The sequence below is a fragment of the Citrobacter sp. XT1-2-2 genome (assembly GCF_023516235.1).
Lineage (GTDB): Bacteria > Pseudomonadota > Gammaproteobacteria > Enterobacterales > Enterobacteriaceae > Citrobacter > Citrobacter werkmanii.
Genome location: NZ_CP097324.1, coordinates 4,656,600 through 4,681,576, shown reverse-complemented (window position 1 = coordinate 4,681,576; position 24,977 = coordinate 4,656,600). Strand labels below are relative to the sequence as shown.

Sequence of the window (24,977 nt, the reverse complement as noted above, 5' to 3'; positions counted from 1 at the left end):
GTCGTCTACCTTGATGCCGGATAAGGCGAAGCTACCATCCGGCATCAGACAACAAACCAACTAAAAGCAGTGACCCGCCTCAACGGCAACCGCCTCTTCACCCGCTTTAAAGATATACGTGGTGTTTGGGCCGCCAAGCACGGATTGACCGTTGCTCACTTTGATCCAGTTCCCTTCCGGCAGACCAATCACCGTCAGTTCCGGTGCCACAACCAGCAGTTCGCGAATACGCTGTTCACGCGTTTCGCCTTTATGGCCTTCCGGCAGCGCGTTGGTGAAGTGCGGATTAATTTGCAGTGGGAACAGACCCAGGGCATCAAAGCCTTTTGGATCGACAATCGGCATGTCGTTGGTGGTGCGGATGGTCTGGCAGGCAAGGTTGGAACCCGCGCTCCAGCCGATGTACAGCGCGCCGCGTTTGACGACATCGACAATCGGCGCCAGCAGTCCGCGCTCGCGGCTCTCTTTCAGCAACTGGAAGGTGTTACCCCCGCCGACAATCACCAGTTCGGCGTTTTCAATGGCTGCAATCGGATCGGTAACGGTATGAATGCCAGTAACGTTAACGCCCATTGGCGCAAAGATGGCTGCCGTTTTCGCCGTGTACTCATCCCAGGTTTGCGTCACGCCGGCAAATGGAATAAACACCGCCGTGCGGCGACCGTTCAGTTGCTCTGCGATCAGCGGCAGCGCATGTTCCATCCAGCCTTTGCCCGGCAGCGTCGAGTTACTCAATAAAAGCAGTTCCATCATTTCTCCATGTAATCAGAAAATTACAAACCGCGGTCATGCTACCACTATCGATCTAACGCCTTCCTGATATGGCTCACGATGTTGGAAGAGGAGACAGATGCTGAGACTATTTTTTAAGCGTCAATTCAATACCGAGCGCCTTCATCACTGCAAGCGTAGTTTTCAGCGTTGGGTTACCTTTCTCACTAAAAGAGCGATAAAGTTGTTCGCGGGATAATCCCGTTTCTGCCGCGATGTTCGCCATTCCCTTAGCGCGAGCCACCACGCCCAATGCTTTTGCAATGTACGCTGCATCGCCTGTTTCGAGGGCATCGGCCATAAAAACGGCAATTTCTTCATCATCGACCAGCGCAGTTGCGGGATCGTACTGCGTAAGTTTATTCATGGTGGAAGATCTCTTGATAATCCAGTGAACGGGCGAGCATTCTCCAACAGGTTTGACATCACCAGCTAAACCATGAGCCAAACGAAAAAGGCGTGTAGCAATGAGCGTTTTAGCTCTCCTGTCCCGTAAGTTTTGCTCCCAACGCTGGAAAACCATTGTCTGAAGAATTTCCATGAGTACGTTCCATGTATTTTATAAACTACATTCTGAATTGACAAGTTGAGACTAGAGAATAAAAAAATGGGGAGTATGGGGAAATGTTGGGTGGAGGAAACAGGAAAGCGCCTCGCAATAATACGTAGTTTTTCAGGACGCTGCGGTTGATACGAGAAACGATAACAGGGGATAGGGGCGGCTTTGTGCCAAAAGCGGAAGTTAACTACGGATAAAATTCAGCGCCTCACACCCAGAGCCGCTGCATAACGGCAATAAGCTACACTTGTTCATTATTTCCAAAACAGGAAAGCCTTCCGCTGCTTCAACTGTGTGTGTTTGACATCGCGCAGTTTGGGCATTTTGATCAACAACGAGCATGGCCCGCTAACGATGAAATTGATACTTGTTCGACACGCAGAAACAGAGTGGAATTTGGAAGGAATTATTCAGGGGCACAGCGATAGCCCCTTGACCTGTCGGGGTTTGCATGAAACATCCGTCCTACTAGCAGCGTTTAGTGCAAGTGAGTATCAAATAGAGCGTGTTTACGCTTCTCCGCTTGGACGTGCCTGGCAAATGGGGCAAAGCCTGGCTGAACACTTTCGCTGTTCACTGACGGCTGAACCGGCCCTTAAAGAGCAGGCCTTTGGTCAGTTTGAAGGTATGCCGTTAGAACTACTCAGACAAAAACATCCGAACGATGCAAATGCGTTATTCAGGCTTGATGCAGAGTATTTTCCACCTGGGGGGGAGTCACTGGCGCATGCTTCTCAGCGAGTTATGCGTTTTTTACAAAACCTGGAAGATACTTCATCACATCAACAAACAATATGTATTGTGTCTCACGGGCATGTCAGTCAGGGCACTCTGGCAATTCTTAAAGAAGGGACTGTCAATAGTTTCCCTCGCTATGCTCACCCCAATGCAAGTTATTCTGTTATCGACCTGGTTAATGGAAAATGTATCGGCCTAAAGTGGGGGATTGCTACACATTTACGTCACCTGAATTAGTGGTCACCTTGCAATCATTGAACTCCCATCCTGCCAGAGCCATCATTATTTAAGCACAATGTCAGCTCTTCGCTCACAGCGGACCTTCATCTCAGTTAGCTCGTCCGCTTCGTGCTGTGAGCTCAATAAGTAAGGACGTTATATTTTGTCCTGATTGACACGGGATGAAAGCTCCTGATGGCTCTCTTTTCGCTCGCTGTAACGATCTGCAAGGTAACCGGTTTGTCCCTTAAGCAGCAGCGTGATTTTAAACAGCTCCTCGGCGACATCGACGATACGGTCATACCATGACGAAGGTTTCATTCGTCCGTTTTCGTCGAACTCTTGCCATGCCTTGGCTACAGAGGACTGGTTGGGGATCGTAAACATCCGCATCCAGCGACCCAGAATACGCATCTGGTTCACGGCATTGAAGGACTGTGAACCGCCGCAGACCTGCATTACCGCAAGTGTTTTGCCCTGCGAAGGACGAACCGCGCCTTCACTTAAGGGTATCCAGTCAATCTGCGCCTTCATCACCGCGCTCATAGCACCGTGCCGTTCCGGAGAACTCCACACCATCCCGTCACACCATCTGACCAGACCGCGCAGCTCGGTGACTTTGGGATGCGTGTCCGGCGCATCATCCGGCAGGGGTAAACCGGAGGGGTTAAAGAGTTTCACCTCCGCGCCCATCGCCGTCAGCAGGCGACCCACTTCCTCCGCGGCAAAGCGGCTGTAGGAGCGCTCTCTTACTGAACCATACAGGATCAGAATTCTTGGTGGCTCCTGCAGATGCAGGCGTTCAGCGATGTCTTGATCAAAGCATTCCGTATTCAGGGCAGGAAATTGTTCCATTTTTCTCCTCCAGAGAGAGCAGATGATTTCAAAGTTAATATATATGATTTATCATATATATATTCTAAAGGGAACGGAGAGGAAAATGCTACAACCTGTTCAGCTTTTCAAAATCCTGTCGGATGAAACACGGCTCGCCATTGTCATGCTTCTGCGGGAGTCCGGAGAACTGTGCGTGTGCGATATCTGTGCAGCTACCGCCGAATCACAGCCTAAAATATCACGCCATATGGCTATTCTTCGCGAGTCTGGGCTAGTTCTGGATCGTCGGGAAGGCAAATGGATTCACTATCGTCTGTCACCTCATATTCCTGCGTGGGCCGCTGAGACAATCACGACGTCCTGGCAGTGCCTTCGGGAAGATGTGCGGGAATGGTTGGCAAAGTCGGCCTGCACCTCTTGCTGAGGAAGGAAAACATATTCACATAATCATATATAACGGGGTTTGAAATGTTTTTGGCAGGGAGTATATTTTTATTGACGCTGGTACTGGTGATCTGGCAACCCAGAGGTCTGAGTATTGGCTGGAGCGCGAGTATCGGAGCTGCGCTGGCGCTGAGTACCGGAGTCATCCATATCGCTGATATTCCCGTTGTCTGGAATATCGTCTGGAACGCGACTGCGGCATTTATTGCGGTCATCATCATCAGCCTGCTGCTCGATGAGTCCGGCTTCTTTGAATGGGCCGCACTGCACGTCTCCCGCTGGGGTAACGGACGTGGCCGCCTTTTGTTTACCTGGATAGTCTTGCTTGGGGCCGCTGTTGCTGCGTTGTTTGCCAATGACGGCGCCGCACTGATCCTGACGCCGATTGTAATTGCGATGCTGCTCGCACTGGGGTTCAGCCAGGGCACGACATTGGCCTTTGTCATGGCCGCAGGATTTATTGCAGATACGGCCAGCCTGCCGCTCATTGTTTCTAACCTGGTGAATATCGTCTCGGCGGACTTTTTCGGTCTGGGCTTTACGCAGTATGCCTCCGTTATGATCCCCGTAGATGTAGCCGCGATTGCGGCCACTCTGGTCATGCTGCATCTCTTCTTCTGCAAGGACATTCCGGAGACGTATGACGTTTCGCTGCTGAAGACGCCTGCCAGTGTGATAAAGGATCCGGCAACGTTCAGGGCGGGCTGGATTGTCCTGTTATTGCTTCTTGTCGGTTTCTTTGTGCTGGAGCCTCTGGGGATCCCGGTCAGTGCGATAGCGACTACTGGCGCAGCAGTACTGTTTATAGTGGCGAAAAGAGGTCATGCCATCAACACCGGAAAAGTCCTGCGCGGTGCGCCATGGCAGATTGTTATTTTTTCGCTGGGCATGTACCTGGTGGTCTATGGCCTGCGCAATGCAGGACTCACGGAGTATCTGTCTGACGTGCTGAACCTGCTGGCAGAAAAGGGGTTATGGGCAGCAACGTTCGGCACCGGTTTCCTGACCGCGTTCCTGTCATCGGTGATGAACAATATGCCGACGGTGCTAATTGGCGCACTGTCGATTGACGGGAGTACGGCGACTGGCGTCGTCAAAGAGGCTATGATTTATGCCAATGTGATTGGCTGCGATTTAGGCCCGAAAATCACCCCGATTGGCAGTTTGGCAACCTTGCTTTGGCTGCATGTGCTTGCCCAGAAAAATATAACGATTACATGGGGATATTACTTCCGCACTGGCATTATCATGACTCTGCCCGTGCTGTTTGTCACTCTGGCCGCGCTGGCGTTGCGGTTCTCCATCACTTTGTAATGAGATACAGATATGAGCAACATTACCATCTATCACAACCCTGCCTGCGGCACTTCTCGTAACACGCTGGAGATGATCCGTAACAGCGGCAATGAACCGACGATAATTTATTATCTCGATACGCCACCGACCCGTGATGAGCTGATTAAACTTATTTCAGAAATGGGAATTACGGTGCGTGCATTACTGCGTAAGAATGTTGAGCCTTATGAACACCTGGGTCTTGATGAAGAGAAATTTAGTGATGAGCAGTTGATTGATTTCATGCTTCAACATCCGATCCTGATTAATCGGCCGGTAGTCGTTACGCCGCTTGGCACTCGTCTTTGCCGCCCTTCAGAAATAGTGTTGGATATTCTACCGGAAGGTCAGAAACGAGCGTTTACCAAAGAGGATGGTGAGAAGGTCATTGACGAAACGGGGAAGCGGGTTAAGTAATCTGCCCACTTCGAGCCAGGAGCGGGCGCTGCGGTATATTCCGCTTTCTGCTCGAATCGGACTGAGGTAACGTAGCGGAAATATTTTTCCGGATTCAACCAAGATGCCTTCGATCGAAACGTTTATGACCTTCCTTCTTGCGCTGACTCTACTGGAGATTTCTCCGGGGCCAGACATGATGCTAACTATCGCCAGAGGAGTCGGTCAGGGAAGACGTATTGCACTGCTTACGGTACTGGGTAATGTATTTGTAGCTGGTTTTGTGCAAGTTTCTTTTCTTGTCCTGGGGCTGGTAACCGTTGTTCATGCCTGGCCGGTGGCGCTAGATCTGCTAAGGTGGGCTGGCGCAGCTTATCTGATATGGCTGGGCATAAAAATGATTGCGACTTCAGGCACTGATACACGTCTGCGAAAAACTGCAAAAATTTCTGACTGGAATGCCGTTAGGGAAGGCGCCCTGAATAGCCTGACTAACCCAAAATCCCTGTTGTTCATGTTTGCTTTTCTTCCTCAGTTTGTCGATCCCACCGCGGGTCCTGTCTGGCTGCAATTACTTGTTCTGGGTAGTATCCAAAAGCTGGCAGGAATCGTTTCCCTGGGGTCGGTCGCGATGGCATCAGGGACATTTGGAAACTGGCTGGGTAAACACCCTGGCTTTATCAAATGGCAGGAACGGTTTACCGGAGTTGTCATGATAGGCCTCGGTATCCGCATGTTGTTTAGCGGGTCTGGTGTAGTATCGAAATCTGCCAGAGAAGCTTAACCGAAACGGTAAACCCAGTGTCCGCTTCGTTCACAGCAGACCTTCCGCCCGCAAAAGCTCGAGTTATTTCTCATTGCTGTAACTGGAGAGGCGGCGCTCAAGGTTAGTCCGAACCTGCGGCCACTCATCATCAATTATGCTATACCGTATAGAAGTACGTTTTCGGCCATCAGGCATAATTCGTTCATTTCTGATGATGCTTTCCTGGACTGCGCCAATACGGAGAATGGCAGCTTGAGAGCGCTCATTCAATACATCAGTCGTAAACTGAACGCGAACACAGTTCAGTTGCTCAAAGGCGTATCGCAGCAGTAACAGTTTACTCTCGGTATTTGCAGCTGTTTTTTGCCAGCTTTGTGAATACCAGGTATGACCAATTTCGAGCTTTCGGTTTTCTCTATCAATCTTCCAGAAACGTGTTGACCCAATGACGCGTTGGTCTGATGAGAGCGTTACAGCAAACGGCATGACTGTGCCTTCAGTTTGCCCCTGCAGGGCTTTCTGAATGTACGACTCAGCTGTGTCAGCAGACGGAACTACCGTAAATGGCAAGGACCAGAGTTCCCCATCCGCAGCCGCATCAATCAATAGCTGAGCATCTGTCTTAAGCAGAGGACGGAGCGTGACAAGAGATCCTTGCAATGTAGGCGTCATATTTGTGACCTTACAGTTATTTTGTGTCGATGGATTGGACTGCATAATCCTGTACCGAATGACTTACTATGCTCCGTTTACATTTAATAATCGACTAATCAAGAGGTGATTATCTGCTTACTGCTCATGATGGCAGCTTGTCCGCTCCGTGCCTGGAATGGACTTTCCTCTTTTGTTAAACAAAGATATTGAAACGAAACCGTTTCATGATAAATCTATAAATATAATAAGACGAAAAGGAAGAACAAATGAAAATCAGACTTGCAGTACCTGAAGAGGCAGAGGAATGCTGGAATATAAGGAATCTTTCTATTCGGGAAGGATGTAAGCCAAGTTATTGTGCCTGGGTGCTTGAGGCCTGGACGCCTGAAGCTATGCCTGAACATTACAGGGAGGTTATTACGGAAAATCCTTTCTTTGTTGTCGATCTGCCTGATGCAGGATTGGTAGCAACGGGATATCTGGATCTTACCCAAGGTAGCGTAGAAGCTATTTTTACATTGCCGGATTATTTTGGTAAAGGTTTTGCTAGCCTGATTATTGAAACGATTAAAGCTGAAGCGATTAAAAGAGGGTTGAAACAGTTAACCTTGACCTCAACACCAAACGCGCAAACTTTCTACGAAAAGCATGGATTTATGTTTATCAAGGAAACAACATCCCCATCAAGACTTGCCCAAACAGATCTGCGTTGCATGGATATGTCCATCGCATTATCAGCCTGAGTTTTCTTTTGCTCTGGCAGGAAAGCTCACCAACGGAAATCTAATCTCTACGAATTCAGTTCGGCAGCTTCGAAGCCTTGGGCTGACTATAACTCATATGTTCAATGTCCGTTCCCCGCTCTAAACAGATCTTCAGAAAACGATACAGAATTCCGGCCACCAGACTTCAATCCCTTTCTGCTTCAGCTCTTTTCTAACCACGCGTTTAATCCAGGCTACCAACGATCCATCGTCATCCTGCTGCTGTGATTCTTCCATCGCTTTACGCAGTTCCGGAACCATGGGGATATTTAAGCGTCACCATCCATTGAAAGCGCTTTCTGAATCCCTGCTTCCAGTTCAGGCTCGACCCGTAACGCGATTTGTGTGTTACCTTTCTTTTTGAACTCTACCCTATGTGGTGATGACGTACATGATGGCAGGCATACCTGTGAAGAATGTGGGTAACTTTGTGGGAGATCTGACAGCAAACAGGGCAGAACTTCGAGATGCGATTGATTTCCTGCTTAATGGCTATTAGAGCGCCCATCCCAGGCGCTCAGTTCCTGCTTCTTTACCCCGCCCGCGCAAATTCTGCTGCTTCGGCGATTAGCGCGTCATCCGGGCGTACGCCGGTGTACATGGCGAACTGCTCCACGGCCTGTAAGGCAATCACCTCTGCACCGCTGATGGTCTTTTTACCTAATTGCTGTGCCAGTTTGATTACCGGTGTTTCCGGCGGCAGGGCGACAACATCAAACACCACGCTGGCGGCAGCGACCATTGCTTCGCTGTAGGCCAGTTCATCGCTCTCTTTACCGCCAGCCATGCCGACGGGCGTCACGTTGACCAGAATATCGCAGGTAATCCCTTCCGGCTGCGGTTGCCACTTGAAACAGTACTGTTTTGCCAGCGTCGGACCGCTCTCCCGGTTACGGGCGGCGACGATTACATCGCGAAAACCGGCATCGCGAAATCCAGCAATGACCGCTTTACCCATTCCACCGCTGCCGCGGATCATGACGCGTGCGTGGTTATCAAGCTGGTGGCTGGTAATCAGGCTTTTTACCGCAATGTAGTCGGTGTTAAATCCTGTCAGCGTACCGTTGTCATTGACGATGGTGTTGACGGAGTCAATGACTTTTGCGGAAGGATCGATGGCATCCAGAAACGGCATGCAACTCTCTTTAAACGGCATAGAGACCGCACAGCCGCGAATCCCGAGTGCGCGAACGCCTTTCACTGCGGCCTCAATATCCTGCGTAGTAAAGGCTTTGTAGATAAAATTTAACCCTAATTTTTCATACAGATAGTTGTGAAATCGCGTGCCAAAGTTACCGGGCCGACCGGCAAGCGACATGCACAACTGGGTGTCGCGGTTAATCATGTTAAATCTCCTCGGCGTGAGACAATATGTACTGTTCGGCTTCCTGCGACCAAATCCCCTGATGACGCTCCAGGATATCGCGCAAGGCTGGATCATCAATCTGAGTGAGCGCGGTTAATGGTAAGGCTTTGCCGGTGTAAACCAGTTTTTTACCGCCACCGACTTGCGGCAGTTCCAGCGTTGTTTCACCAGCCGCATTCAGCCCCAGAATGTGCGTCACCACTTTTGCGGCCTGAATCTTCTTCTCTTCGATCTGTTTTACCGCCGTGCGCATATCGTCGGTATTGCCGCCAGATGTCCCAACATAATGGGTGAAGGCGTAGTGCACGTCGTAGAAGTTAATCGGCGCGCTAAACTGCTTATCCTGTGGACCGGCAAAGAAGTTCATGCAGCCATCGGCAGCCAGCAGGGAAGAGGCCAGCGTGACCAGCCCTTCGTTGGGCACAAACACAAAGATGTCATCAAATCCATGCCCGCCGCTCAACGCCATCAATGAGTCATAAGCCGCATCCTGAGCGTGAAGGTAGTGGATTAACGTTTGTGGCTCCGACGGATAGTGCTTGCGGGCATAGCTCAATTTTTCGTTGTTGGTGTCGGTCACTACCAGCAGCGCCGGGTTAACCGGACCATGCAGCGCGTAGTCGATCGCCAGTAGTCCCATTGGCCCGGTGCCGCCGAGAATTAACGTCCGCCCCTGCGGACGAATGCCCATCTTATGGTTATAAGTGCCTTCCTGCAGGTGATAGTTGGCATTGAATGCGCCAATTACGCAGGACAGCGGCTCAACCAGCGAGCCTTCAAAATAGGTTTCACCTTCGTAGGCCAACAAGCAGTCCTGCTCCATGACTTCATCAGGAATGATGACGTGCGTGGCTTCACCGCCTACCCACGGGAAGGAGTAGCCGGGGCAGTCCGGGCGATCCGGCAGTTGCAGGTTGGCCTGAATGACATAGCGTTGGCCCGGCTGAAACTTATGCTGCCATTTTTTCCCTACGGCGAGAATATCGCCGCAGAACTCGTGGCCGATGATTATCGGGTTGATGGCTACATCGTCCGGCACCTTTTTGTGGTTCTCGCCCTGGTTAGCCTCTTTCCAGGAAGAAAGGCACAGACTGTCGGTCACGACGGAAGCAAGAATTTCATCATCCTGCATTTCGGGAAGGTCGAAGGTTTCCAGGCGCAGATCGCGTTTACCATAAAGGCGTAAAGCTGTTGTTGTTTGCATTGTTACCACCTCTTCCTCTTTCGAGGACAATTTATTGAAGGTGCCCCAGCATCGCCGGGGCGGAAAAATCAGGACAGGAAGCCCAGTGCGTTACCAATAATCCCCAGCGCAAACAGGGCGAAGATCAGCCATACTGGATTAATTTTTTTGTTGAGTAGCCGTACCATCAGAAGCGTCAGACCCAGCGCCAGCAGACCTGGGCAGAGTTGGTCGAGAATGTTCTGCACGGTCATGGTGACGGTGGTACCGTCTGCGCCAGGCGTTTGCGATACCACCAGCGGCACGTTGATGCTGGTCCATTTGGTGACCAGTACCCCCATGACAAACAGGCCAAGAATTGATGCGCCTTCGGTCAGTTTTTGCAGCAGGTTGCCGCCCATGTCGCTGACGATATTGACCCCTTTACGAAAGCCAAGCTGTAAGCCGTACCACTTCATGGCAAGACGTACTGCATTGAAAATAAAGAAGAACAACAATGGGCCGAGAATGTTACCGGACAGTGCGAGCGAGGCGCCGAGCGCGGCGGTAATCGGGCGCAGCGTTCCCCATACCAGCGGATCGCCGACGCCGGCCAGCGGACCCATCAGCCCAACTTTGATGCCATTGATTGCGCCGTCGTCAATTTCAGCGCCGTTGGCGCGGGCTTCTTCCATCGCGGCGGTCACGCCAATCACCGGGCCGCAAACGGCAGGTGTGGTATTGAAGAACACCAGGTGACGTTTGAGTGCTGCAACCTGGTCCTCTTTCAGTGGATACAGCCGCTTGATGGCAGGGATCATGTCGTAGCAAAAGCCCAACCCATGAATGCGTTCAAAGTTGAATGAGGCCTGTTGCAGGTTGGAGCGAACAAACATGCTAAACAGGTCGGATTTGGTCAGTTTCTTCTGTTCCATGGTGGGCTCCATTAGTCATCAAGCTGATCGAGAGCTTGAGAAGAGGCGGGTTGCGCCTGTGGTTCGGCTTTACGCCACTGTGGGTTTAACTGGATGTAGACCAGCGCGATAATCACGCCCACGCCACCGAAAGCCAGCAGACTCAAATCGAGATACCCTCCGGCAATAAATCCGAGGAAGAAGAAGGGCATCAGGTACTTCACGCCCATCATGCGCAGCACCATGGCGTAACCGACCACCACGATAAAGCCACCGGCAATCTGCAATCCGCGGGTGACGAATTCTGGAATGGCGTTGAGCATATTGCTGACCATATCGGCGCTGACAAACAGCGAGACGATTAATGCAGGGATGGCAACGCGCAGCGCCTGTACGCCGAGAGCGGAAACGTGCAGCATGTCGATGGTGCGAAAGCGGGCCTCTTCGGCTGCTTTATCCGCCGCGTGCTGGAACACCACGGTGATGGTACGGGCAAAGACAGTTAGTACCTGACCTGCCGCCGCGACGGGCAGGGCGATGGCGATACCGGTAGCAATACTTTGCTGACCGACGATAACCAGAATGGCGGAGATAATACTGGCGAGCGCCGAATCGGGAGACTGCGCTGCGCCGACGTTCATCCAGCCAAGAGCGATTAACTCCAGCGTACCGCCGAGCATAATCCCGGTTTTTAAATCACCGAGGATCAGGCCGATAACGGTACAAGCAATTAGCGGGCGGTGGGTCTGGAACTCATCCAGCACGCTGCCCATTCCGGCAATACAGGAAAATAGGAATATGGCGATAATTTGTAGGGTACTTATTTCCATAATATGTCACCTTGTGAATGTGATCATCCCTGCCTGTTAAAGCATAAGTGCACAGGCATTTTTATTTATTCAGCGAAAGATTGTTCTTCTATTTTTTCGAGAATATTAATAGATGGATCGGATGCGACGACGCGTAAATCCAGCGTGACACCTAGTTTATCTAACTCACGAAACGCATTAATGTCGTCGCTGTCTAAAGAAACGGCTTTGGTTAATTGTTTTTTACCCGGTCGCCAGGCCATGCCGCCAATATTTAACGTGGCAATTATTACCCCTTGTTTTACCATTGCTAATGCATCCTGTGGGCGGGTAAACAGATAAAAAACAGTTTCGCTCTGATATTGCGGGTTATGGTAAACAGCGACCGCCTTTTCGATATTAACGACGTTAACCTTCATTCCTGGCGGGGCGGCCTGACGTAATAATGTTCGACGTACTTCATCGTTATAAACGTCGTCATTGCAGATAATAATTCGTTGGGCATTCGCCACCTTCGACCAGACGGTGGTGACCTGACCGTGAATCAAGCGGTCATCGATACGAGCAAGGGTAATGTTCATCAGAAATCCTCTTCGGTCGTTTCCAGATGTTGCCAGACGACACAGGTTTGTTGAGCAATGGTCGTCAGGTGTTCGCACAGTTCATCCACATTCATACAGCTTTGGTTGTCTACCAGTTCCAGCGCTAATGGCAGCGACAACCCGCTAATGACGCGAATGGTGGGGTTTTGCATTGCCAGCGAAGCGGCAGCATTCCAGGGGCTGCCACACTGCAGATCGACGGCAATCAGCCATTCATTACTGGTGTGAGTGCTTACTAACTTTTCCAGCTTTTCCACGATGTTGCTGGCGTTCTCTCCTGGGACAAATGCCACCGCTTCGACGTTGACATCGCCGTAGACCATCTGTACCGATTCCAGCATGGCGCAGGCCAGATTGCCGTGAGCACAGAAGATTGCATTGACCATAAAACCTCCTTAGCCGCGCGTTTTTCCGCCCGCAATGTTAGTGGTTACTCCGGTGATATAACTGGCGCGATCTGAGAGGAGATAACAAACAAAATCAGCGACTTCACTTAAACGTCCTGAACGACCGATCGGGATCGCGTTCTTGGTATAACCCTCACGCAGCTGTTCGACGGTGATGTTGCGGGTCCAGGCCAGCGCTTCTTCATACTCGGGGGTGCGCAGACCGGTTTTTTCCAGAATGCCAGGCGCAATTCCCACCACACGAATACCGTGTTTGCCCAACTCTTTCGACCAGGAGCGGGTAAAGCTATTCAACGCGGCTTTGGTGGCGGCATAGCAGCTTTGGCCCTCTGAACCTTCCAGCCCGCTTTCGGAAGAGACATTCACGATCACGCCGTTATGCTGTTTTACCATTTGGCGTGCCGTTGCTTGCGACATTAAGAACACACCTTTCTGGTTGATATTAACCATTTTTTCAAAAGCAGCTTCGTTGAGTTCGTATTGCCCGGCGGGTGCTTTTTCATCAACCAGCAGCCGTGGGAAGTTAACGCCAGCATTATTTACCAGTCCATCAATACGTCCGTAGCGTTGGATTATTTCAGCAACAGTATGATTAACCTCTTTGGCACTGGAAATATCCGTTGGCCAGAAATGATATCCGCTATGGCTGTCATATTTACCTTCTCCGCCATGAATATCCGCCATTTGTACATTAGCACCTTGTGCTAATAACTCCTCGACAATCGCCAGGCCAATTCCGGATGCGCCGCCAGTAACAATAATGACTTTGTCCTGCAGATTTAACCACGTTTGCATAATAAACTCCCGATTTCAGATAAGGGGATCCCACATAAAATTAATTATGGCAGGACCAATTAGAATTTATTTACTTCAACAATAATTCAGCGGTATGACTGTTGGTGACTAAACAGTTAATATAATTCCCACGTAATGCGCCTAATATCCCACTATATTTTTCTTCACCCATCGCAATACCAATGGAGTAACGTGCCTGTTTTAATTTATCGGTTTCGATGGCGAGCGTCTTTTCACTCATCCTGGTCTCTACGGTCACACCGTTGATATCGTAAAAGCGCGAGCAAATGTCTCCGGCCACATGGCGGGCATGCAGGTCATCACTCTCTTCGCTGCCGTAAAAAGCGTGCCAGTTGGCGCCATCGCGTATTGCCGGAGACCCAATTCCAACCAGCGCGACATCCAGATTATCCCAGTAAGCGGAAATCGATTTGAAGTGCCGGGACTGCATAATGCCGTTACGGATCAGCGGGTTTTCCAGCAGCGCCGGGAAATCGGCCAGGTGTGATTCCCCTTTCAGCTTTGCCGCGGCGCCGTAGGTCAGCGTATTGACGTGGTAGCGGCTTTCAAGTTTACCGGACGGTCCGCCGATAATCGGCACACAGATAAGCTGGCGTGACTGGCTGGCCGGGGATAATCCTTCAACCAATCCTCGCACCGCGCGACCCCATGAAAAACCAATAATGTCGCCGGGTTCCAGTAAGCGTTCCAGCAGCTGTGCGCCGTGCACGCCCATCATAGTGAGTTGTTCATCTTCCTGTTCGCTGTCGCAGGAGACTACGACCGCTTCTTTCAGGCCAAATTTCTGTTTTAGCTGCTGTTCCAGCCACAGATTTTCGTTGTAGTCGTAATTAATAGCGATGGTGACGATACCCTGCTCGCGGCCACGTTTTAGTAATCGGCTGATCGTGGTGCGGTAAATCCCCAGCTCGCGGGCGATTTGCGCTTGTGTCATATCCTGCTCGTAATAAAGCTGCGCTATTTTTACGATCAGGCGGATATCATCGCTGTTTTCCATCGCCATTTTTGGACTCCTGCACATTTGTGCAAATCACGAAATTGCCTTCTTGATCTGATATAACCCCATCTGTTTCACATCTCAAAGCTATTTTCACTTATTTCAGCGTTAAGAACTGACCGATTGTGTTGCACATTTGATGTGGAGGTTGCGCGTTGTCGGCACAGATGTGCATGTTGCTCTAATGTATTGATTCTGCTTGTTTTCATCCAACAAAATTGCAGATATGGATTACCGACACTTTTGTGTCAAAAGGTGGGGCGGATCACAAATAGCGCTCGGGCATTTGAACACGATTATTTTTTATCGCCCACAAGGTAGGGTATATTTCGCTTTTAATACACAAAGTCATTCAAGTTGTATCAAGGCGGCAAGGGAGCGAATCCCTGGGAGCATAGATTGCTATGCGACCTGGGTGAGTGAGGGCAGCCAACGCAGAGACAGCTTAAAGGATGAAGTGTATACAGGAGAAACTATGCTGCCCGACTCATCTATCCGATTAAACAAATACATCAGTGAAAGCGGAATCTGCTCGCGTCGCGAGGCGGATCGCTTTATCGAACAAGGGAATGTCTTCCTGAATGGTAAACGCGCCACCATCGGCGATCAGGTGATGCCTGGCGACGTCGTAAAAGTGAATGGTCGGTTGATTGAGCCGCGTGAAGCGGAAGATCTGGTCTTTATCGCGCTGAACAAGCCGGTAGGGATTGTCAGCACCACCGAAGACAGCGAGCGCGACAACATTGTTGATTTCGTGAATCACAGCAAGCGTGTGTTCCCAATCGGTCGTCTGGACAAAGATTCCCAGGGACTTATCTTTCTGACCAACCACGGCGACCTGGTGAATAAAATCCTGCGTGCCGGTAACGATCACGAAAAAGAGTATCTGGTGACGGTCGATAAGCCGGTCACTGATGACTTTATCCGTGGGATGGGGGCCGGTGTGCCTATTCTCGGTACCGTCACCAAAAAATGTAAGGTGAAGAAAGAAGCGCCGTTTGTGTTTCGCATTACGCTGATTCAGGGGCTGAACCGCCAGATCCGCCGCATGTGCGAGCACTTTGGCTATGAAGTTACCAAACTTGAGCGTACGCGTATCATGAACGTTAGTTTATCCGGCCTGCCGCTTGGCGAATGGCGCGACCTGACGGATGACGAACTGATCGAACTCTTTAAGCTGATCGAGAACTCGTCCTCGGAAGCCAAACCGAAGGCGAAAGCGAAGCCAAAAACCGCAGGCATTAAGCGCCCGGTAGTGAAAATCGAAAAATCTGCGGAGAAAGAGAAATCGCGCCCGGCAGCAAACGGCAAACGCTTTACCTCGCCGGGGCGTAAGAAGAAAGGGCGTTAACGTCTGCCGCGCGTTGGCGTATTCGCTGACCAGGAAAACGATGCTTCCGCATCCGGTTTATAAGCCTGCTTTTTCTTTAACTGGCGGGCTTTTTTTGCTTCCGCTTCGCGCAAGGCCATCAGTTTATCAATGTACTCTTTCTTGATGCTGTTGGTCTCTGCGTTGGTCAGCAGCCGACCATGCGCTATGCGCGCGCGGTCGAGCAGCGTTTTCAGTTCACGCTGCTCGCGCTCGGTCATCTCTTTTTGGGTAATGCGGGGGAGTGCCATAGGGGTGCCCTCTGTTAGCCGATATCCTCAGTGTACGGCAAAGTGCAGAGGCTGGGTAGGCCGGATAAGGCGTTAGCCGCCATCCGGCGACGTGTACGCACTATGCTTGATAGCGCTACACTTATCAGGCCTACAGCCGACAATTAGCGGCGTGCTTTCTCTTTAATCGGTTTACCGGACCAGTAGCCTGCCAATAGCGAACCAGAAAGGTTGTGCCAGACGGAGAACAGCGCACCGGGCAGGGCGGCGAGAGGGCCAAAGTAGATTTTGCCCAGCGCAGCGGCCAGCCCTGAATTCTGCATGCCGACTTCGATAGCTAACGTACGACAAGTCGACTCGTCGAAACCAAACAGTTTTCCGCCCCAGTAGCCGCCGAGCAGGCCAATGGTGTTATGCAGGATAACGGCGATAATCACCACAAAGCCAACGGACGCAATGTGCGAAGCAGAGCCTGCCACGACGGCGCTGATGATCGCCAGGATGCACACCATAGAAAACGCGGGCAGATACGGCTCGACGACTTTTACGACGCGTGGGAACAGATGGTGAATGACCAGTCCCAGGGCAATCGGAATGACCACGATCTGCAGAATACTCAGCAGCATACCCATCACATCCACCTGAATATGCGCATCGACATACAGCCGTGTCAGCAGCGGTGTGGCGACGACGCCGACCAACGTTGAAACGGATGAAATAGTCACGGAGAGCGCCACATCACCTTTTGCCAGATAGATCATGACATTAGAAGCTGTTCCGCTGGCGACGCTACCGACCAACACCATGCCTGCGGACAGTTCCGGCGGCATATTAAAAGCCAGCGCCAAAATCCAGGCGGCGAGCGGCATCACCAGATAATGCAGGAAAATACCCGCGGCGACCGGCGCAGGACGTGAGAGTACACGTTTAAAGTCATCCACCTTCAAATGGACGCCCATGCCGAACATAATCAGCATCAGTAACGACGGCACAAATGGCCCGACAGGTGTAAAGGTGGAGGGCGTGTAATACGCAATAACAGAGAGCAGCAGCGCCCATAATGGGAACAGCCGCGTCAGAGTAGCGAGCATGTTATATTCCTTGCGATTGAAATGTGTTGTGTTGTTATAAAAAAGCCGGGTTCGAGCCCGGCTATAGTTATTGTTTATCGCGTGATGAAATATTATTCAAACAAATTATGGTGCAGCTTCTGTACCACCTGTTCGGCTTCGGTACCTGGCACCAGGAAGCACAGGTTATGGCTGGACGCGCCGTAGCAAATCATGCGGATGTTGAATGGCTCCAGTACGCCGAACACCTCTTTACCCACGCCGCAGGCTTTGGACAGGTCGTTGCCAATCAGCGCTACCAGCGCCAGGTCTTCTTCCACTTCAACCCGACACAGGGCAGACAGCTCCATCAGCAGAGACTGTGTTAACAGCGTATCGCCAGTAGACGTTGAACCGGTGGTATCCAGCGTCAGCGCCACGCTGACTTCCGATGTAGTAATTAAATCTACCGAGATGTTGTGGCGCGCCAGGATGCCGAACACTTCCGCTAAAAAGCCGCGAGAGTGCAGCATATTCAGGCTATGCAGCGTTAGCAGCGTTTGCTTACGGCGTAGGGCCAGGGCGCGGAACAACGGTGGATTTTGGGTTTTATTGCATACCAGCGTACCGCCTGCTTTTGGATCCTTACTGGAGCCAACAAACACCGGGATATCGCTACGTACGGCAGGTAACAGGGTTGCCGGGTGCAGCACTTTCGCGCCGAAGGTCGCCATTTCCGCGGCTTCTTCGAAGGCGATTTCATCAATACGTTTAGCGGCTGGAACGACGCGCGGATCGGTGGTGTAAATGCCGGGAACATCGGTCCAGATATCGACGCGCGTTGCGTGCAGCGCTTCAGCCAGCAGGGCGGCCGTATAATCACTGCCGCCGCGTCCCAGCGTGGTGGTGCGGCCTTTGCTTTCGCTGCCGATAAAGCCTTGGGTAATCACCAGACCTTCACTCAGACGTGGGGCTAACTGAAGCGTTGCCAGTTCGGCCAGCGCCGCGACGTCGGGTTCTGCACGACCGAAACGATCGTTAGTGCGCATCACTTTACGCACGTCAAACCACTGCGCTTGGACGTTGCGCTCACGCAGGATCTCAACAAACAGGAGGGTAGACATCAGCTCACCGTGGCTGACCAGTTCGTCGGTCAGCGCGGTTGAGGTCGCCAGTGACGCCGCCTCTGCCAGCGTGGTGATGTTTTCCAGCAGGCGTTCGATCTCTTCACGAATCACGTTTGGATAACGCAGCCGTTCCAGAATATTGAACTGAATTTGGCGAATGGCGTCGAGTTTTTCGAAGCGCTCGGTTGGCTCCAGCCCTTCCGCCAGAGCAACCAGCAGGTTGGTAATACCTGCCGATGCGGAGAGCACCACTAACCGGACGTTCGCATCAGAAAGCACCACATCAGCGCTGCGATTCATGGCATCAAAGTCCGCCACGCTGGTACCGCCAAACTTGGAGACAACTACATCAGTCATAACTACCTCGTGTCAGGGAGTGAATAGAGCGACCATGGCACATAAGGCAGAACGGAAACCGGTGCAGGCGCAAATGCAAATACCGTATTTATAAATAAAATGTGTAGCTTGCACTGTCAACGCTGGGATTATGCGGATTTTTCATGCTGCAACTGCGTTGAGTAACGGTACTAATAACAATGCTGATAACGGCTATACTTTGTAGCCTCGTTTGGCGGATGCCCTGGCAATGGCATTAAAACAATCACACTTTTCTGTGACTGGCGTTACAATCGATCTCAGTCACAATTCTCAAAATCAGAAGAGTATTGCTAATGAAAAACATCAATCCAACGCAGACCTCAGCCTGGCAGGCACTACAAAAACACTTTGAAGAGATAAAAGACGTTACTATCGCCGATCTGTTCGCGAAAGATAGCGATCGTTTCACCAAATTTTCCGCGACGTTTGACGATCTGATGCTGGTGGATTTCTCCAAAAACCGCATCACTGAAGAGACGCTGGCTAAACTGCAGGATCTGGCGAAAGAGACCGATTTGGCAGGCGCCATCAAGTCCATGTTCTCCGGTGAGAAAATCAACCGTACCGAAGACCGTGCCGTGCTGCACGTGGCGCTGCGTAACCGTAGCAATACCCCAATCATCGTTGACGGCAAAGATGTGATGCCGGAAGTGAACGCGGTGCTGGAGAAGATGAAATCCTTCTCTGAAGCGATCATCTCCGGAAGCTGGAAAGGCTATACCGGCAAAGCCATTACTGATGTAGTGAACATCGGTATCGGCGGTTCCGACCTTGGTCCGTTCATGGTGACCGAAGCGCTGCGTCCGTACAAAAACCATCTGAACATGCACTTTGTGTCTAACGTCGATGGGACGCACATCGCTGAAGTACTGAAGAAAGTGAACCCGGAAACCACGCTGTTCCTGGTCGCATCTAAAACCTTCACCACCCAGGAAACCATGACTAACGCCCACAGCGCGCGTGACTGGTTCCTGGCGACCGCGGGCGACAACAAGCACGTTGCCAAACACTTCGCGGCGCTCTCCACCAACGGTAAAGCGGTTGGCGAATTCGGTATTGATACCGCCAATATGTTCGAATTCTGGGATTGGGTTGGCGGCCGTTACTCCCTGTGGTCAGCGATTGGTCTGTCGATCATCCTGTCCGTCGGTTTCGACAACTTCGTTGAGCTGCTGTCCGGCGCGCACGCGATGGACAAACACTTCTCCACTACCCCGGCGGAGAAAAACCTGCCGGTGTTGCTGGCGCTGATCGGTATCTGGTACAACAATTTCTTCGGTGCTGAAACCGAAGCGATCCTGCCGTATGACCAGTATATGCACCGTTTCGCGGCCTACTTCCAGCAGGGCAATATGGAATCCAACGGTAAATACGTGGACCGTAACGGCAATGCGGTGGATTACCAGACCGGCCCGATCATTTGGGGTGAGCCGGGGACTAACGGCCAGCATGCGTTCTACCAGCTGATCCACCAGGGTACAAAAATGGTGCCGTGCGATTTCATCGCCCCGGCTATCACCCACAACCCGCTGTCGGATCACCATCCGAAACTGTTGTCTAACTTCTTTGCTCAGACTGAAGCGCTGGCGTTCGGTAAATCTCGTGAAGTGGTTGAGCAGGAATACCGCGACCAGGGTAAAGATCCGGCAACGCTGGAACACGTGGTGCCGTTCAAAGTGTTCGAAGGCAACCGCCCGACCAACTCCATCCTGCTGCGTGAAATCACGCCGTTCAGCCTGGGGGCGCTAATTGCGCTGTATGAGCACAAAATCTTTACTCAGGGCGCAATCCTTAACATCTTCACTTTCGACCAGTGGGGCGTGGAGCTGGGCAAACAGCTGGCAAATCGCATCCTGCCGGAGCTGAATGATGATAAAGAGATTACCAGCCATGATTGCTCGACTAACGGTTTGATTAACCGTTATAAGTCCTGGCGCGCCTGATGACACTGCGCTTATCCGGCCTACAGGCACACATTTGTAGGCCGGATAAGGCGTTTAGCCGCCATCCGGCATTAATGAAATAAAAAAGCCGATATTAATATCGGCTTTTTTTATAAGATTGCTCCAGGATATCTACGTTTTTGCTTCACACCCTAATTGAGCTTAATCCTAAAATAATTAACTTAACGGAATTTCATTTCTGTTATTTTCAGAATTTACGGATATTGTATTTCTGGTGTGTATATTTTAACTGATTGATTTTGCTGTTTAATGTTATTAACTAATAATAGCAATCTACTTTCATTTCTCATTATCCTAAATTCCCGCCAGTCGTAATTTGCACACTTTGGCTTGTGTATACTCGATCTCGCCCGAAATTCTTTTGGGTAAATCTCCATTCATTAAATGAAGGGAATTTGTGATGAAAAAAGTTCTGTATGGCCTTTGGGCTATATCTGCGCTTGCGGCGACCTCTGTCTATGCTGCCCCCGTTCAGGTGGGTGAAGCTGCAGGGTCGGCTGCCGCGTCGGTTTCGGCAGGAAGTTCCTCTGCCACCAGCGTGAGCACCGTAAGTTCTGCGGTGGGGGTGGCCCTTGCGGCGACCGGTGGTGGTGATGGTTCTAATACCGGAACGACAACCACGACAACCACCAGTACCCAGTAATACCGGTACGTTTAATTCTAACCACACTTCGGTGTGGTTATTTTGAATTGCCAAAAGCCTGCGGGATTTGTAGGCCGGGTAAGCGTTGCGCACCCGGCAATAATGCGGAGAAGTGTCGTGAAGCGACCAGCGCTCATATTGGTTTGCCTGTTACTACAGGCGTGCTCGGCCACCACCGAAGGGCTGGGCCATTCGCTGTGGGAGAGTGTGTTTGGTACTCCCGGCGTTCAGATGACGGATGATGAAATCCAAAACATGCCCTACGCCAGCCAGTATATGCAGCTCAATGGTGGTCCACAGCTGTTTGTCGTACTCGCGTTTGCAGAAAACGGACAACAGAAATGGGTGACTCAGGATCAGGCCATTCTCGTCACGCAGCATGGGCGCATTGTGAAAACGCAGCTCGGCGGTGACAACCTGATTGAGGTGAATAATCTGGCAGCGGACCCGCTCGTCAAACCCAATCAGATAGCCGATGGCGCAACATGGACCCGTACGATGGGCTGGACTGAACATCAGCAGGTGCGCTATGCCACCGCCCGCTCTGTTTTCACATGGGATGGCACTGACAGTATTCAGGTCGGCAGCGATGAAACGCCAGTGCGCATCCTTGATGAAGAGATAACGACCGATCAAACGCGCTGGCATAACCGCTACTGGATCGATAGCGAAGGGCAAATCCGTCAGTCGGAACAGTATCTGGGAGCTAACTTCTTCCCGGTGAAAACCACCCTGATTAAGGCGGCAAAATCATGATGAAACGAGCCGTAATGGCGCTGGTTTTTAGCCTGAGCGCACCCTCTGTTTTTGCTGCGGGCAATGTCAAAGTCATGATTGCAGGCAGCGCTGAACCCAAAATATTGACCGGTGCGGAGCGTCTGATCGATCTGGTTGGACAGCCGCGGCTGAGTAATAGCTGGTGGCCCGGAGCGGTCATCAGCGAAGAGCGGGCAACGGCGGCGGCAGAACGCCAGCGGCAGGCATTACTGGCTCGTCTGGCAGCGCTGAGTGCTGAAGAAAGCGGTGACGATGCGGCGGCTATCAACGCATTACGCCAGCAAATTCAGGCGCTGAAGGTGACCGGCAGACAGAACATTAACCTTGACCCGGATGTGGTGCGCGTCAGCGAGCGAGGCAACCCGCCGTTGCAGGGCAACTACACGCTATGGGTTGGATCGCAGCCAACGCATATCACATTGTTTGGTTTGCTAAGCCGTCCGGGTAAACAACCGTTTGTGCCTGGGCGTGATGTCGCCAGCTATCTCGATGGGCAAAGTCGGCTCAGCGGAGCGGATCGCAGCTACGCGTGGGTCATCTATCCCGATGGACGCTCGCAAAAAGTCCCTGTCGCTTACTGGAACAAACGTCACGTTGAGCCGATGCCCGGCAGCATCATTTTTGTCGGACTCTCTGATGCCTTCTGGAGTAGTACCCCGGATGAAATCAATGCCGATATTCTTCACACCCTGACCCAGCGGATACCTGAATAATGAGAAAAACTTATCTGCTCAGCTTACTGGCGCTGGGCGTAAGCGTTGCCTGTCACGGTGAAACATGGCCTGCGCCTATTGGTCCATCCCAGTCCGATTTTGGCGGCGTAGGCCTGCTGCAAACCCCGACAGCACGGATGGCGCGTGAAGGGGAAATGAGCCTCAACTACCGGGACAACGATCAGTACCGCTACTACTCTGCGTCGGTGCAACTGTTCCCCTGGCTGGAAACCACGCTGCGCTATACCGATGTGCGTACCAAAAAATACAGCAGCGTGGAGTCATTTTCTGGCGATCAGACATACAAGGATAAAGCGTTTGATCTCAAACTGCGGCTGTGGGAAGAGAGCTACTGGATGCCGCAGGTGGCCGTTGGCGCGCGGGATATCGGCGGGACGGGTCTGTTTGATGCGGAGTATATTGTGGCGAACAAAGCCTGGGGTCCGTTTGATTTCTCGCTCGGTCTGGGCTGGGGGTATCTTGGCACCAGCGGCAACGTCAGCAATCCGTTTTGCTCATACAGCGATAAATTCTGTCATCGCGATAACAGCTACAAGCAGGCTGGTTCTATTGACGGCAGTCAGATGTTTCATGGTCCGGCATCGTTATTTGGCGGCGTGGAATATCAGACACCCTGGCAGCCGCTGCGCCTGAAACTGGAGTATGAAGGCAATAATTACCAGCAGGATTTTGCGGGCAAGCTGGATCAAAAGAGCAAGTTTAACGTCGGCGCTATCTATCGCGTCACCGATTGGGCCGACGTTAACCTCAGCTATGAGCGCGGGAACACCGTTATGTTTGGGTTCACGCTGCGGACTAACTTCAACGACTTGCGACCAAACTATAACGATAACGCCCGTCCGAAGTATCAACCACAGCCGCAGGATGCGATTCTGCAACATTCGGTAGTGGCGAATCAGTTAACGCTGCTGAAATATAACGCCGGGCTGGCGGATCCCAAAATCCAGGTACAGGGCGATACGCTGTATGTGACCGGCGAACAGGTGAAATATCGTGATTCGCGAGAAGGGATCGAACGCGCCAATCGGATCGTGATGAACGATCTTCCCGACGGGATCCGCACGATCCGGATTACCGAAAATCGCCTTAACTTGCCGCAGGTGACGACCGAAACGGATGTTTCCAGCCTTAAGCGACACCTGGAAGGTGAGCCGCTGGGTCATGAAACACAACTGGCGCAAAAACGCGTTGAGCCCGTGGTGCCGAAAACGACCGAGCAGGGTTGGTATATTGATAAGTCTCGCTTTGATTTTCATATCGATCCGGTGCTCAATCAGTCGGTGGGCGGCCCGGAAAACTTCTATATGTACCAATTGGGCGTAATGGGAACTGCGGATTGGTGGGTGACCGATCATCTGCTGACCACCGGGAGTTTGTTCGCCAACCTCGCCAATAACTATGACAAATTTAACTACACCAACCCGCCGCAGGATTCGCATTTACCACGCGTGCGTACTCATGTGCGCGAGTATGTGCAAAACGATGTCTACGTGAATAACCTGCAGGCCAACTACTTCCAGTCACTCGGAAACGGGTTCTACGGACAGGTTTACGCTGGTTACCTGGAGACCATGTACGGCGGGGCGGGGGCAGAAGTGTTGTATCGTCCGTTAGACAGCAACTGGGCGTTTGGCATTGACGCCAACTATGTGAAACAGCGTGACTGGCGTAGCGCGCAGGATATGATGAAATTCACCGACTACAGCGTGAAGACCGGGCATTTGACGGCTTACTGGAATCCTTCATTCGCCCAGGATGTACTGGTGAAAGCCAGCGTCGGCCAGTATCTGGCGGGAGATAAGGGTGGCACGCTGGAAATTGCCAAACGCTTCGACAGCGGTGTGGTGGTGGGCGGCTATGCGACCATCACCGACGCCTCGCCGGATGAGTACGGAGAGGGCGATTTTACCAAAGGGGTGTACGTTTCCGTGCCGCTGGATCTCTTCTCTTCAGGTCCAACCCGCAGCCGTGCGGCGATTGGCTGGACGCCGTTGACGCGTGACGGTGGGCAGCAGTTGGGACGTAAGTTTGGTCTGTATGATATGACCAGCGACAGAAGTGAGAACTTCCGTTAATGCTTGATCGCCCGGTGCGCTGCGCTTATCCGGCCTACATTGTCGGTCGGATAAGGCATTTATGCCGCCACCCGG

29 protein-coding genes are annotated in these 24,977 nt (G+C 51.7%); 13 read left to right on the top strand and 16 right to left on the bottom strand.

Annotated elements, in window-relative coordinates; genetic code table 11:
- Nucleotides 1-60: 60 nt before the first annotated feature.
- Both pepE and M4I31_RS22260 read right to left on the bottom strand, forming a co-directional pair.
- Nucleotides 61-750, bottom strand: a complete 690-nt coding sequence (pepE, locus tag M4I31_RS22265; protein WP_085049569.1) for a dipeptidase PepE — start codon at nt 748-750, stop codon at nt 61-63.
- Nucleotides 751-859: 109 nt separating this feature from the next.
- Complete coding sequence (locus M4I31_RS22260; protein ID WP_085049570.1) at nt 860-1,138, bottom strand: addiction module antidote protein; 279 nt, start codon at nt 1,136-1,138, stop codon at nt 860-862.
- 546 nt (nt 1,139-1,684) lie between these two features.
- Here M4I31_RS22260 and M4I31_RS22255 point away from each other — a divergent pair.
- Nucleotides 1,685-2,305, top strand: coding sequence for a histidine phosphatase family protein (locus M4I31_RS22255; protein ID WP_085049571.1), 621 nt, complete (start codon nt 1,685-1,687; stop codon nt 2,303-2,305).
- A gap of 138 nt (nt 2,306-2,443) precedes the next feature.
- Here the strand turns inward: M4I31_RS22255 and arsH are convergent, their stop codons facing one another.
- Nucleotides 2,444-3,142 (bottom strand): arsenical resistance protein ArsH, encoded by a 699-nt coding sequence (gene arsH / locus M4I31_RS22250; RefSeq protein ID WP_085049572.1) that lies wholly within the window; start codon nt 3,140-3,142, stop codon nt 2,444-2,446.
- An 85-nt stretch (nt 3,143-3,227) separates the two neighbouring features.
- On the opposite strand from arsH, the gene M4I31_RS22245 reads away from it, so the two are divergent.
- From M4I31_RS22245 to M4I31_RS22230, 4 genes are all read left to right on the top strand, one after another.
- A complete protein-coding gene (locus M4I31_RS22245) occupies nt 3,228-3,548 on the top strand; it encodes a transcriptional regulator (RefSeq protein WP_038636209.1) in 321 nt (106 codons plus the stop codon).
- A gap of 44 nt (nt 3,549-3,592) precedes the next feature.
- Nucleotides 3,593-4,882, top strand: coding sequence for an arsenic transporter (locus M4I31_RS22240; RefSeq protein ID WP_085049573.1), 1,290 nt, complete (start codon nt 3,593-3,595; stop codon nt 4,880-4,882).
- Between the two features lie 12 nt (nt 4,883-4,894).
- On the top strand, nt 4,895-5,320 hold the full coding sequence (gene arsC / locus M4I31_RS22235; RefSeq protein ID WP_085049574.1) for a glutaredoxin-dependent arsenate reductase: 426 nt from the start codon (nt 4,895-4,897) through the stop codon (nt 5,318-5,320).
- Nucleotides 5,321-5,423: 103 nt separating this feature from the next.
- On the top strand, nt 5,424-6,083 hold the full coding sequence (locus tag M4I31_RS22230; protein ID WP_085049575.1) for a LysE family translocator: 660 nt from the start codon (nt 5,424-5,426) through the stop codon (nt 6,081-6,083).
- 63 nt (nt 6,084-6,146) lie between these two features.
- Here the strand turns inward: M4I31_RS22230 and M4I31_RS22225 are convergent, their stop codons facing one another.
- Nucleotides 6,147-6,737: a GNAT family N-acetyltransferase gene (locus M4I31_RS22225; protein ID WP_085049576.1), complete on the bottom strand. Its 591-nt coding sequence runs from the start codon at nt 6,735-6,737 to the stop codon at nt 6,147-6,149.
- A 248-nt stretch (nt 6,738-6,985) separates the two neighbouring features.
- On the opposite strand from M4I31_RS22225, the gene M4I31_RS22220 reads away from it, so the two are divergent.
- Nucleotides 6,986-7,462 (top strand): GNAT family N-acetyltransferase, encoded by a 477-nt coding sequence (locus M4I31_RS22220; RefSeq protein WP_085049577.1) that lies wholly within the window; start codon nt 6,986-6,988, stop codon nt 7,460-7,462.
- 132 nt (nt 7,463-7,594) lie between these two features.
- On the opposite strand, the gene M4I31_RS22215 is transcribed toward M4I31_RS22220, so the two are convergent.
- Nucleotides 7,595-7,744: a hypothetical protein gene (locus M4I31_RS22215; protein ID WP_176281257.1), complete on the bottom strand. Its 150-nt coding sequence runs from the start codon at nt 7,742-7,744 to the stop codon at nt 7,595-7,597.
- A 121-nt stretch (nt 7,745-7,865) separates the two neighbouring features.
- Here M4I31_RS22215 and M4I31_RS22210 point away from each other — a divergent pair, with 121 nt between their 5' ends.
- Complete coding sequence (locus M4I31_RS22210) at nt 7,866-7,982, top strand: CcdB family protein (protein ID WP_256470050.1); 117 nt, start codon at nt 7,866-7,868, stop codon at nt 7,980-7,982.
- 33 nt (nt 7,983-8,015) lie between these two features.
- On the opposite strand, the gene M4I31_RS22205 is transcribed toward M4I31_RS22210, so the two are convergent.
- The 8 genes from M4I31_RS22205 to M4I31_RS22170 form a co-directional block, all read right to left on the bottom strand.
- Nucleotides 8,016-8,828, bottom strand: a complete 813-nt coding sequence (locus M4I31_RS22205; protein WP_085049578.1) for a shikimate 5-dehydrogenase — start codon at nt 8,826-8,828, stop codon at nt 8,016-8,018.
- A 1-nt stretch (nt 8,829) separates the two neighbouring features.
- Nucleotides 8,830-10,053, bottom strand: a complete 1,224-nt coding sequence (gene sorE, locus M4I31_RS22200) for an L-sorbose 1-phosphate reductase (RefSeq protein ID WP_085049579.1) — start codon at nt 10,051-10,053, stop codon at nt 8,830-8,832.
- Between the two features lie 68 nt (nt 10,054-10,121).
- Nucleotides 10,122-10,946, bottom strand: a complete 825-nt coding sequence (locus M4I31_RS22195) for a PTS system mannose/fructose/sorbose family transporter subunit IID (RefSeq protein ID WP_003031641.1) — start codon at nt 10,944-10,946, stop codon at nt 10,122-10,124.
- Nucleotides 10,947-10,957: 11 nt separating this feature from the next.
- The gene (locus M4I31_RS22190; RefSeq protein WP_042313048.1) at nt 10,958-11,755 is read right to left on the bottom strand and encodes a PTS mannose/fructose/sorbose transporter subunit IIC; all 798 of its coding nucleotides are present in this window, start codon (nt 11,753-11,755) and stop codon (nt 10,958-10,960) included.
- Nucleotides 11,756-11,820: 65 nt separating this feature from the next.
- Nucleotides 11,821-12,315, bottom strand: a complete 495-nt coding sequence (locus M4I31_RS22185; RefSeq protein WP_085049580.1) for a mannose/fructose/sorbose PTS transporter subunit IIB — start codon at nt 12,313-12,315, stop codon at nt 11,821-11,823.
- Nucleotides 12,315-12,722, bottom strand: coding sequence for a mannose/fructose/sorbose PTS transporter subunit IIA (locus M4I31_RS22180; RefSeq protein WP_085049581.1), 408 nt, complete (start codon nt 12,720-12,722; stop codon nt 12,315-12,317). Before M4I31_RS22180 ends, M4I31_RS22185 begins: the two co-directional genes overlap by 1 nt.
- A gap of 9 nt (nt 12,723-12,731) precedes the next feature.
- On the bottom strand, nt 12,732-13,538 hold the full coding sequence (locus tag M4I31_RS22175) for an SDR family oxidoreductase (RefSeq protein ID WP_085049582.1): 807 nt from the start codon (nt 13,536-13,538) through the stop codon (nt 12,732-12,734).
- A gap of 70 nt (nt 13,539-13,608) precedes the next feature.
- On the bottom strand, nt 13,609-14,556 hold the full coding sequence (locus M4I31_RS22170) for a sugar-binding transcriptional regulator (RefSeq protein ID WP_139815604.1): 948 nt from the start codon (nt 14,554-14,556) through the stop codon (nt 13,609-13,611).
- A 475-nt stretch (nt 14,557-15,031) separates the two neighbouring features.
- On the opposite strand from M4I31_RS22170, the gene rluF reads away from it, so the two are divergent.
- Entirely contained in the window at nt 15,032-15,907 is an 876-nt protein-coding gene (gene rluF, locus M4I31_RS22165) for a 23S rRNA pseudouridine(2604) synthase RluF (RefSeq protein WP_085049584.1), read from the top strand.
- Here rluF and M4I31_RS22160 read toward each other — a convergent pair.
- From M4I31_RS22160 to lysC, 3 genes are all read right to left on the bottom strand, one after another.
- Complete coding sequence (locus M4I31_RS22160) at nt 15,904-16,176, bottom strand: DUF3811 domain-containing protein (protein ID WP_003826541.1); 273 nt, start codon at nt 16,174-16,176, stop codon at nt 15,904-15,906. The genes rluF and M4I31_RS22160 overlap by 4 nt on opposite strands.
- Before the next feature lie 143 nt (nt 16,177-16,319).
- Nucleotides 16,320-17,246 carry a ketopantoate/pantoate/pantothenate transporter PanS gene (gene panS / locus M4I31_RS22155; protein WP_085049585.1) on the bottom strand — a complete coding sequence of 309 codons (927 nt, stop codon included), beginning with the start codon at nt 17,244-17,246 and terminating at the stop codon, nt 16,320-16,322.
- Between the two features lie 92 nt (nt 17,247-17,338).
- A complete protein-coding gene (lysC, locus tag M4I31_RS22150; RefSeq protein ID WP_038636225.1) occupies nt 17,339-18,688 on the bottom strand; it encodes a lysine-sensitive aspartokinase 3 in 1,350 nt (449 codons plus the stop codon).
- A gap of 314 nt (nt 18,689-19,002) precedes the next feature.
- Here lysC and pgi point away from each other — a divergent pair, with 314 nt between their 5' ends.
- The 5 genes from pgi (at nt 19,003) to M4I31_RS22125 (ending at nt 24,902) form a co-directional block, all read left to right on the top strand.
- Nucleotides 19,003-20,652: a glucose-6-phosphate isomerase gene (pgi, locus tag M4I31_RS22145; protein WP_085049586.1), complete on the top strand. Its 1,650-nt coding sequence runs from the start codon at nt 19,003-19,005 to the stop codon at nt 20,650-20,652.
- Nucleotides 20,653-21,073: 421 nt separating this feature from the next.
- Entirely contained in the window at nt 21,074-21,316 is a 243-nt protein-coding gene (yjbE, locus tag M4I31_RS22140; RefSeq protein WP_003826562.1) for an exopolysaccharide production protein YjbE, read from the top strand.
- Between the two features lie 117 nt (nt 21,317-21,433).
- Entirely contained in the window at nt 21,434-22,072 is a 639-nt protein-coding gene (locus tag M4I31_RS22135) for a YjbF family lipoprotein (protein WP_085049587.1), read from the top strand.
- The gene (locus M4I31_RS22130) at nt 22,069-22,806 is read left to right on the top strand and encodes a capsule biosynthesis GfcC D2 domain-containing protein (protein WP_085049588.1); all 738 of its coding nucleotides are present in this window, start codon (nt 22,069-22,071) and stop codon (nt 22,804-22,806) included. The genes M4I31_RS22135 and M4I31_RS22130 overlap by 4 nt, the downstream gene beginning before the upstream one ends.
- A complete protein-coding gene (locus tag M4I31_RS22125; RefSeq protein ID WP_085049589.1) occupies nt 22,806-24,902 on the top strand; it encodes a YjbH domain-containing protein in 2,097 nt (698 codons plus the stop codon). Before M4I31_RS22130 ends, M4I31_RS22125 begins: the two co-directional genes overlap by 1 nt.
- Nucleotides 24,903-24,977: the final 75 nt, after the last annotated feature.

What these genes read in the sequence shown, in the direction of transcription:
- pepE (WP_085049569.1), bottom strand. Translation starts at nt 750, where the DNA reads ATGGAACTGCTTTTATTGAGTAACTCGACGCTGCCGGGCAAAGGCTGG.
- M4I31_RS22260 (WP_085049570.1), bottom strand. Translation starts at nt 1,138, where the DNA reads ATGAATAAACTTACGCAGTACGATCCCGCAACTGCGCTGGTCGATGAT.
- M4I31_RS22255 (WP_085049571.1), top strand. Translation starts at nt 1,685, where the DNA reads ATGAAATTGATACTTGTTCGACACGCAGAAACAGAGTGGAATTTGGAA.
- arsH (WP_085049572.1), bottom strand. Translation starts at nt 3,142, where the DNA reads ATGGAACAATTTCCTGCCCTGAATACGGAATGCTTTGATCAAGACATC.
- M4I31_RS22245 (WP_038636209.1), top strand. Translation starts at nt 3,228, where the DNA reads ATGCTACAACCTGTTCAGCTTTTCAAAATCCTGTCGGATGAAACACGG.
- M4I31_RS22240 (WP_085049573.1), top strand. Translation starts at nt 3,593, where the DNA reads ATGTTTTTGGCAGGGAGTATATTTTTATTGACGCTGGTACTGGTGATC.
- arsC (WP_085049574.1), top strand. Translation starts at nt 4,895, where the DNA reads ATGAGCAACATTACCATCTATCACAACCCTGCCTGCGGCACTTCTCGT.
- M4I31_RS22230 (WP_085049575.1), top strand. Translation starts at nt 5,424, where the DNA reads ATGCCTTCGATCGAAACGTTTATGACCTTCCTTCTTGCGCTGACTCTA.
- M4I31_RS22225 (WP_085049576.1), bottom strand. Translation starts at nt 6,737, where the DNA reads ATGACGCCTACATTGCAAGGATCTCTTGTCACGCTCCGTCCTCTGCTT.
- M4I31_RS22220 (WP_085049577.1), top strand. Translation starts at nt 6,986, where the DNA reads ATGAAAATCAGACTTGCAGTACCTGAAGAGGCAGAGGAATGCTGGAAT.
- M4I31_RS22215 (WP_176281257.1), bottom strand. Translation starts at nt 7,744, where the DNA reads ATGGTTCCGGAACTGCGTAAAGCGATGGAAGAATCACAGCAGCAGGAT.
- M4I31_RS22210 (WP_256470050.1), top strand. Translation starts at nt 7,866, where the DNA reads ATGACGTACATGATGGCAGGCATACCTGTGAAGAATGTGGGTAACTTT.
- M4I31_RS22205 (WP_085049578.1), bottom strand. Translation starts at nt 8,828, where the DNA reads ATGATTAACCGCGACACCCAGTTGTGCATGTCGCTTGCCGGTCGGCCC.
- sorE (WP_085049579.1), bottom strand. Translation starts at nt 10,053, where the DNA reads ATGCAAACAACAACAGCTTTACGCCTTTATGGTAAACGCGATCTGCGC.
- M4I31_RS22195 (WP_003031641.1), bottom strand. Translation starts at nt 10,946, where the DNA reads ATGGAACAGAAGAAACTGACCAAATCCGACCTGTTTAGCATGTTTGTT.
- M4I31_RS22190 (WP_042313048.1), bottom strand. Translation starts at nt 11,755, where the DNA reads ATGGAAATAAGTACCCTACAAATTATCGCCATATTCCTATTTTCCTGT.
- M4I31_RS22185 (WP_085049580.1), bottom strand. Translation starts at nt 12,315, where the DNA reads ATGAACATTACCCTTGCTCGTATCGATGACCGCTTGATTCACGGTCAG.
- M4I31_RS22180 (WP_085049581.1), bottom strand. Translation starts at nt 12,722, where the DNA reads ATGGTCAATGCAATCTTCTGTGCTCACGGCAATCTGGCCTGCGCCATG.
- M4I31_RS22175 (WP_085049582.1), bottom strand. Translation starts at nt 13,538, where the DNA reads ATGCAAACGTGGTTAAATCTGCAGGACAAAGTCATTATTGTTACTGGC.
- M4I31_RS22170 (WP_139815604.1), bottom strand. Translation starts at nt 14,556, where the DNA reads ATGGAAAACAGCGATGATATCCGCCTGATCGTAAAAATAGCGCAGCTT.
- rluF (WP_085049584.1), top strand. Translation starts at nt 15,032, where the DNA reads ATGCTGCCCGACTCATCTATCCGATTAAACAAATACATCAGTGAAAGC.
- M4I31_RS22160 (WP_003826541.1), bottom strand. Translation starts at nt 16,176, where the DNA reads ATGGCACTCCCCCGCATTACCCAAAAAGAGATGACCGAGCGCGAGCAG.
- panS (WP_085049585.1), bottom strand. Translation starts at nt 17,246, where the DNA reads ATGCTCGCTACTCTGACGCGGCTGTTCCCATTATGGGCGCTGCTGCTC.
- lysC (WP_038636225.1), bottom strand. Translation starts at nt 18,688, where the DNA reads ATGACTGATGTAGTTGTCTCCAAGTTTGGCGGTACCAGCGTGGCGGAC.
- pgi (WP_085049586.1), top strand. Translation starts at nt 19,003, where the DNA reads ATGAAAAACATCAATCCAACGCAGACCTCAGCCTGGCAGGCACTACAA.
- yjbE (WP_003826562.1), top strand. Translation starts at nt 21,074, where the DNA reads ATGAAAAAAGTTCTGTATGGCCTTTGGGCTATATCTGCGCTTGCGGCG.
- M4I31_RS22130 (WP_085049588.1), top strand. Translation starts at nt 22,069, where the DNA reads ATGATGAAACGAGCCGTAATGGCGCTGGTTTTTAGCCTGAGCGCACCC.
- M4I31_RS22125 (WP_085049589.1), top strand. Translation starts at nt 22,806, where the DNA reads ATGAGAAAAACTTATCTGCTCAGCTTACTGGCGCTGGGCGTAAGCGTT.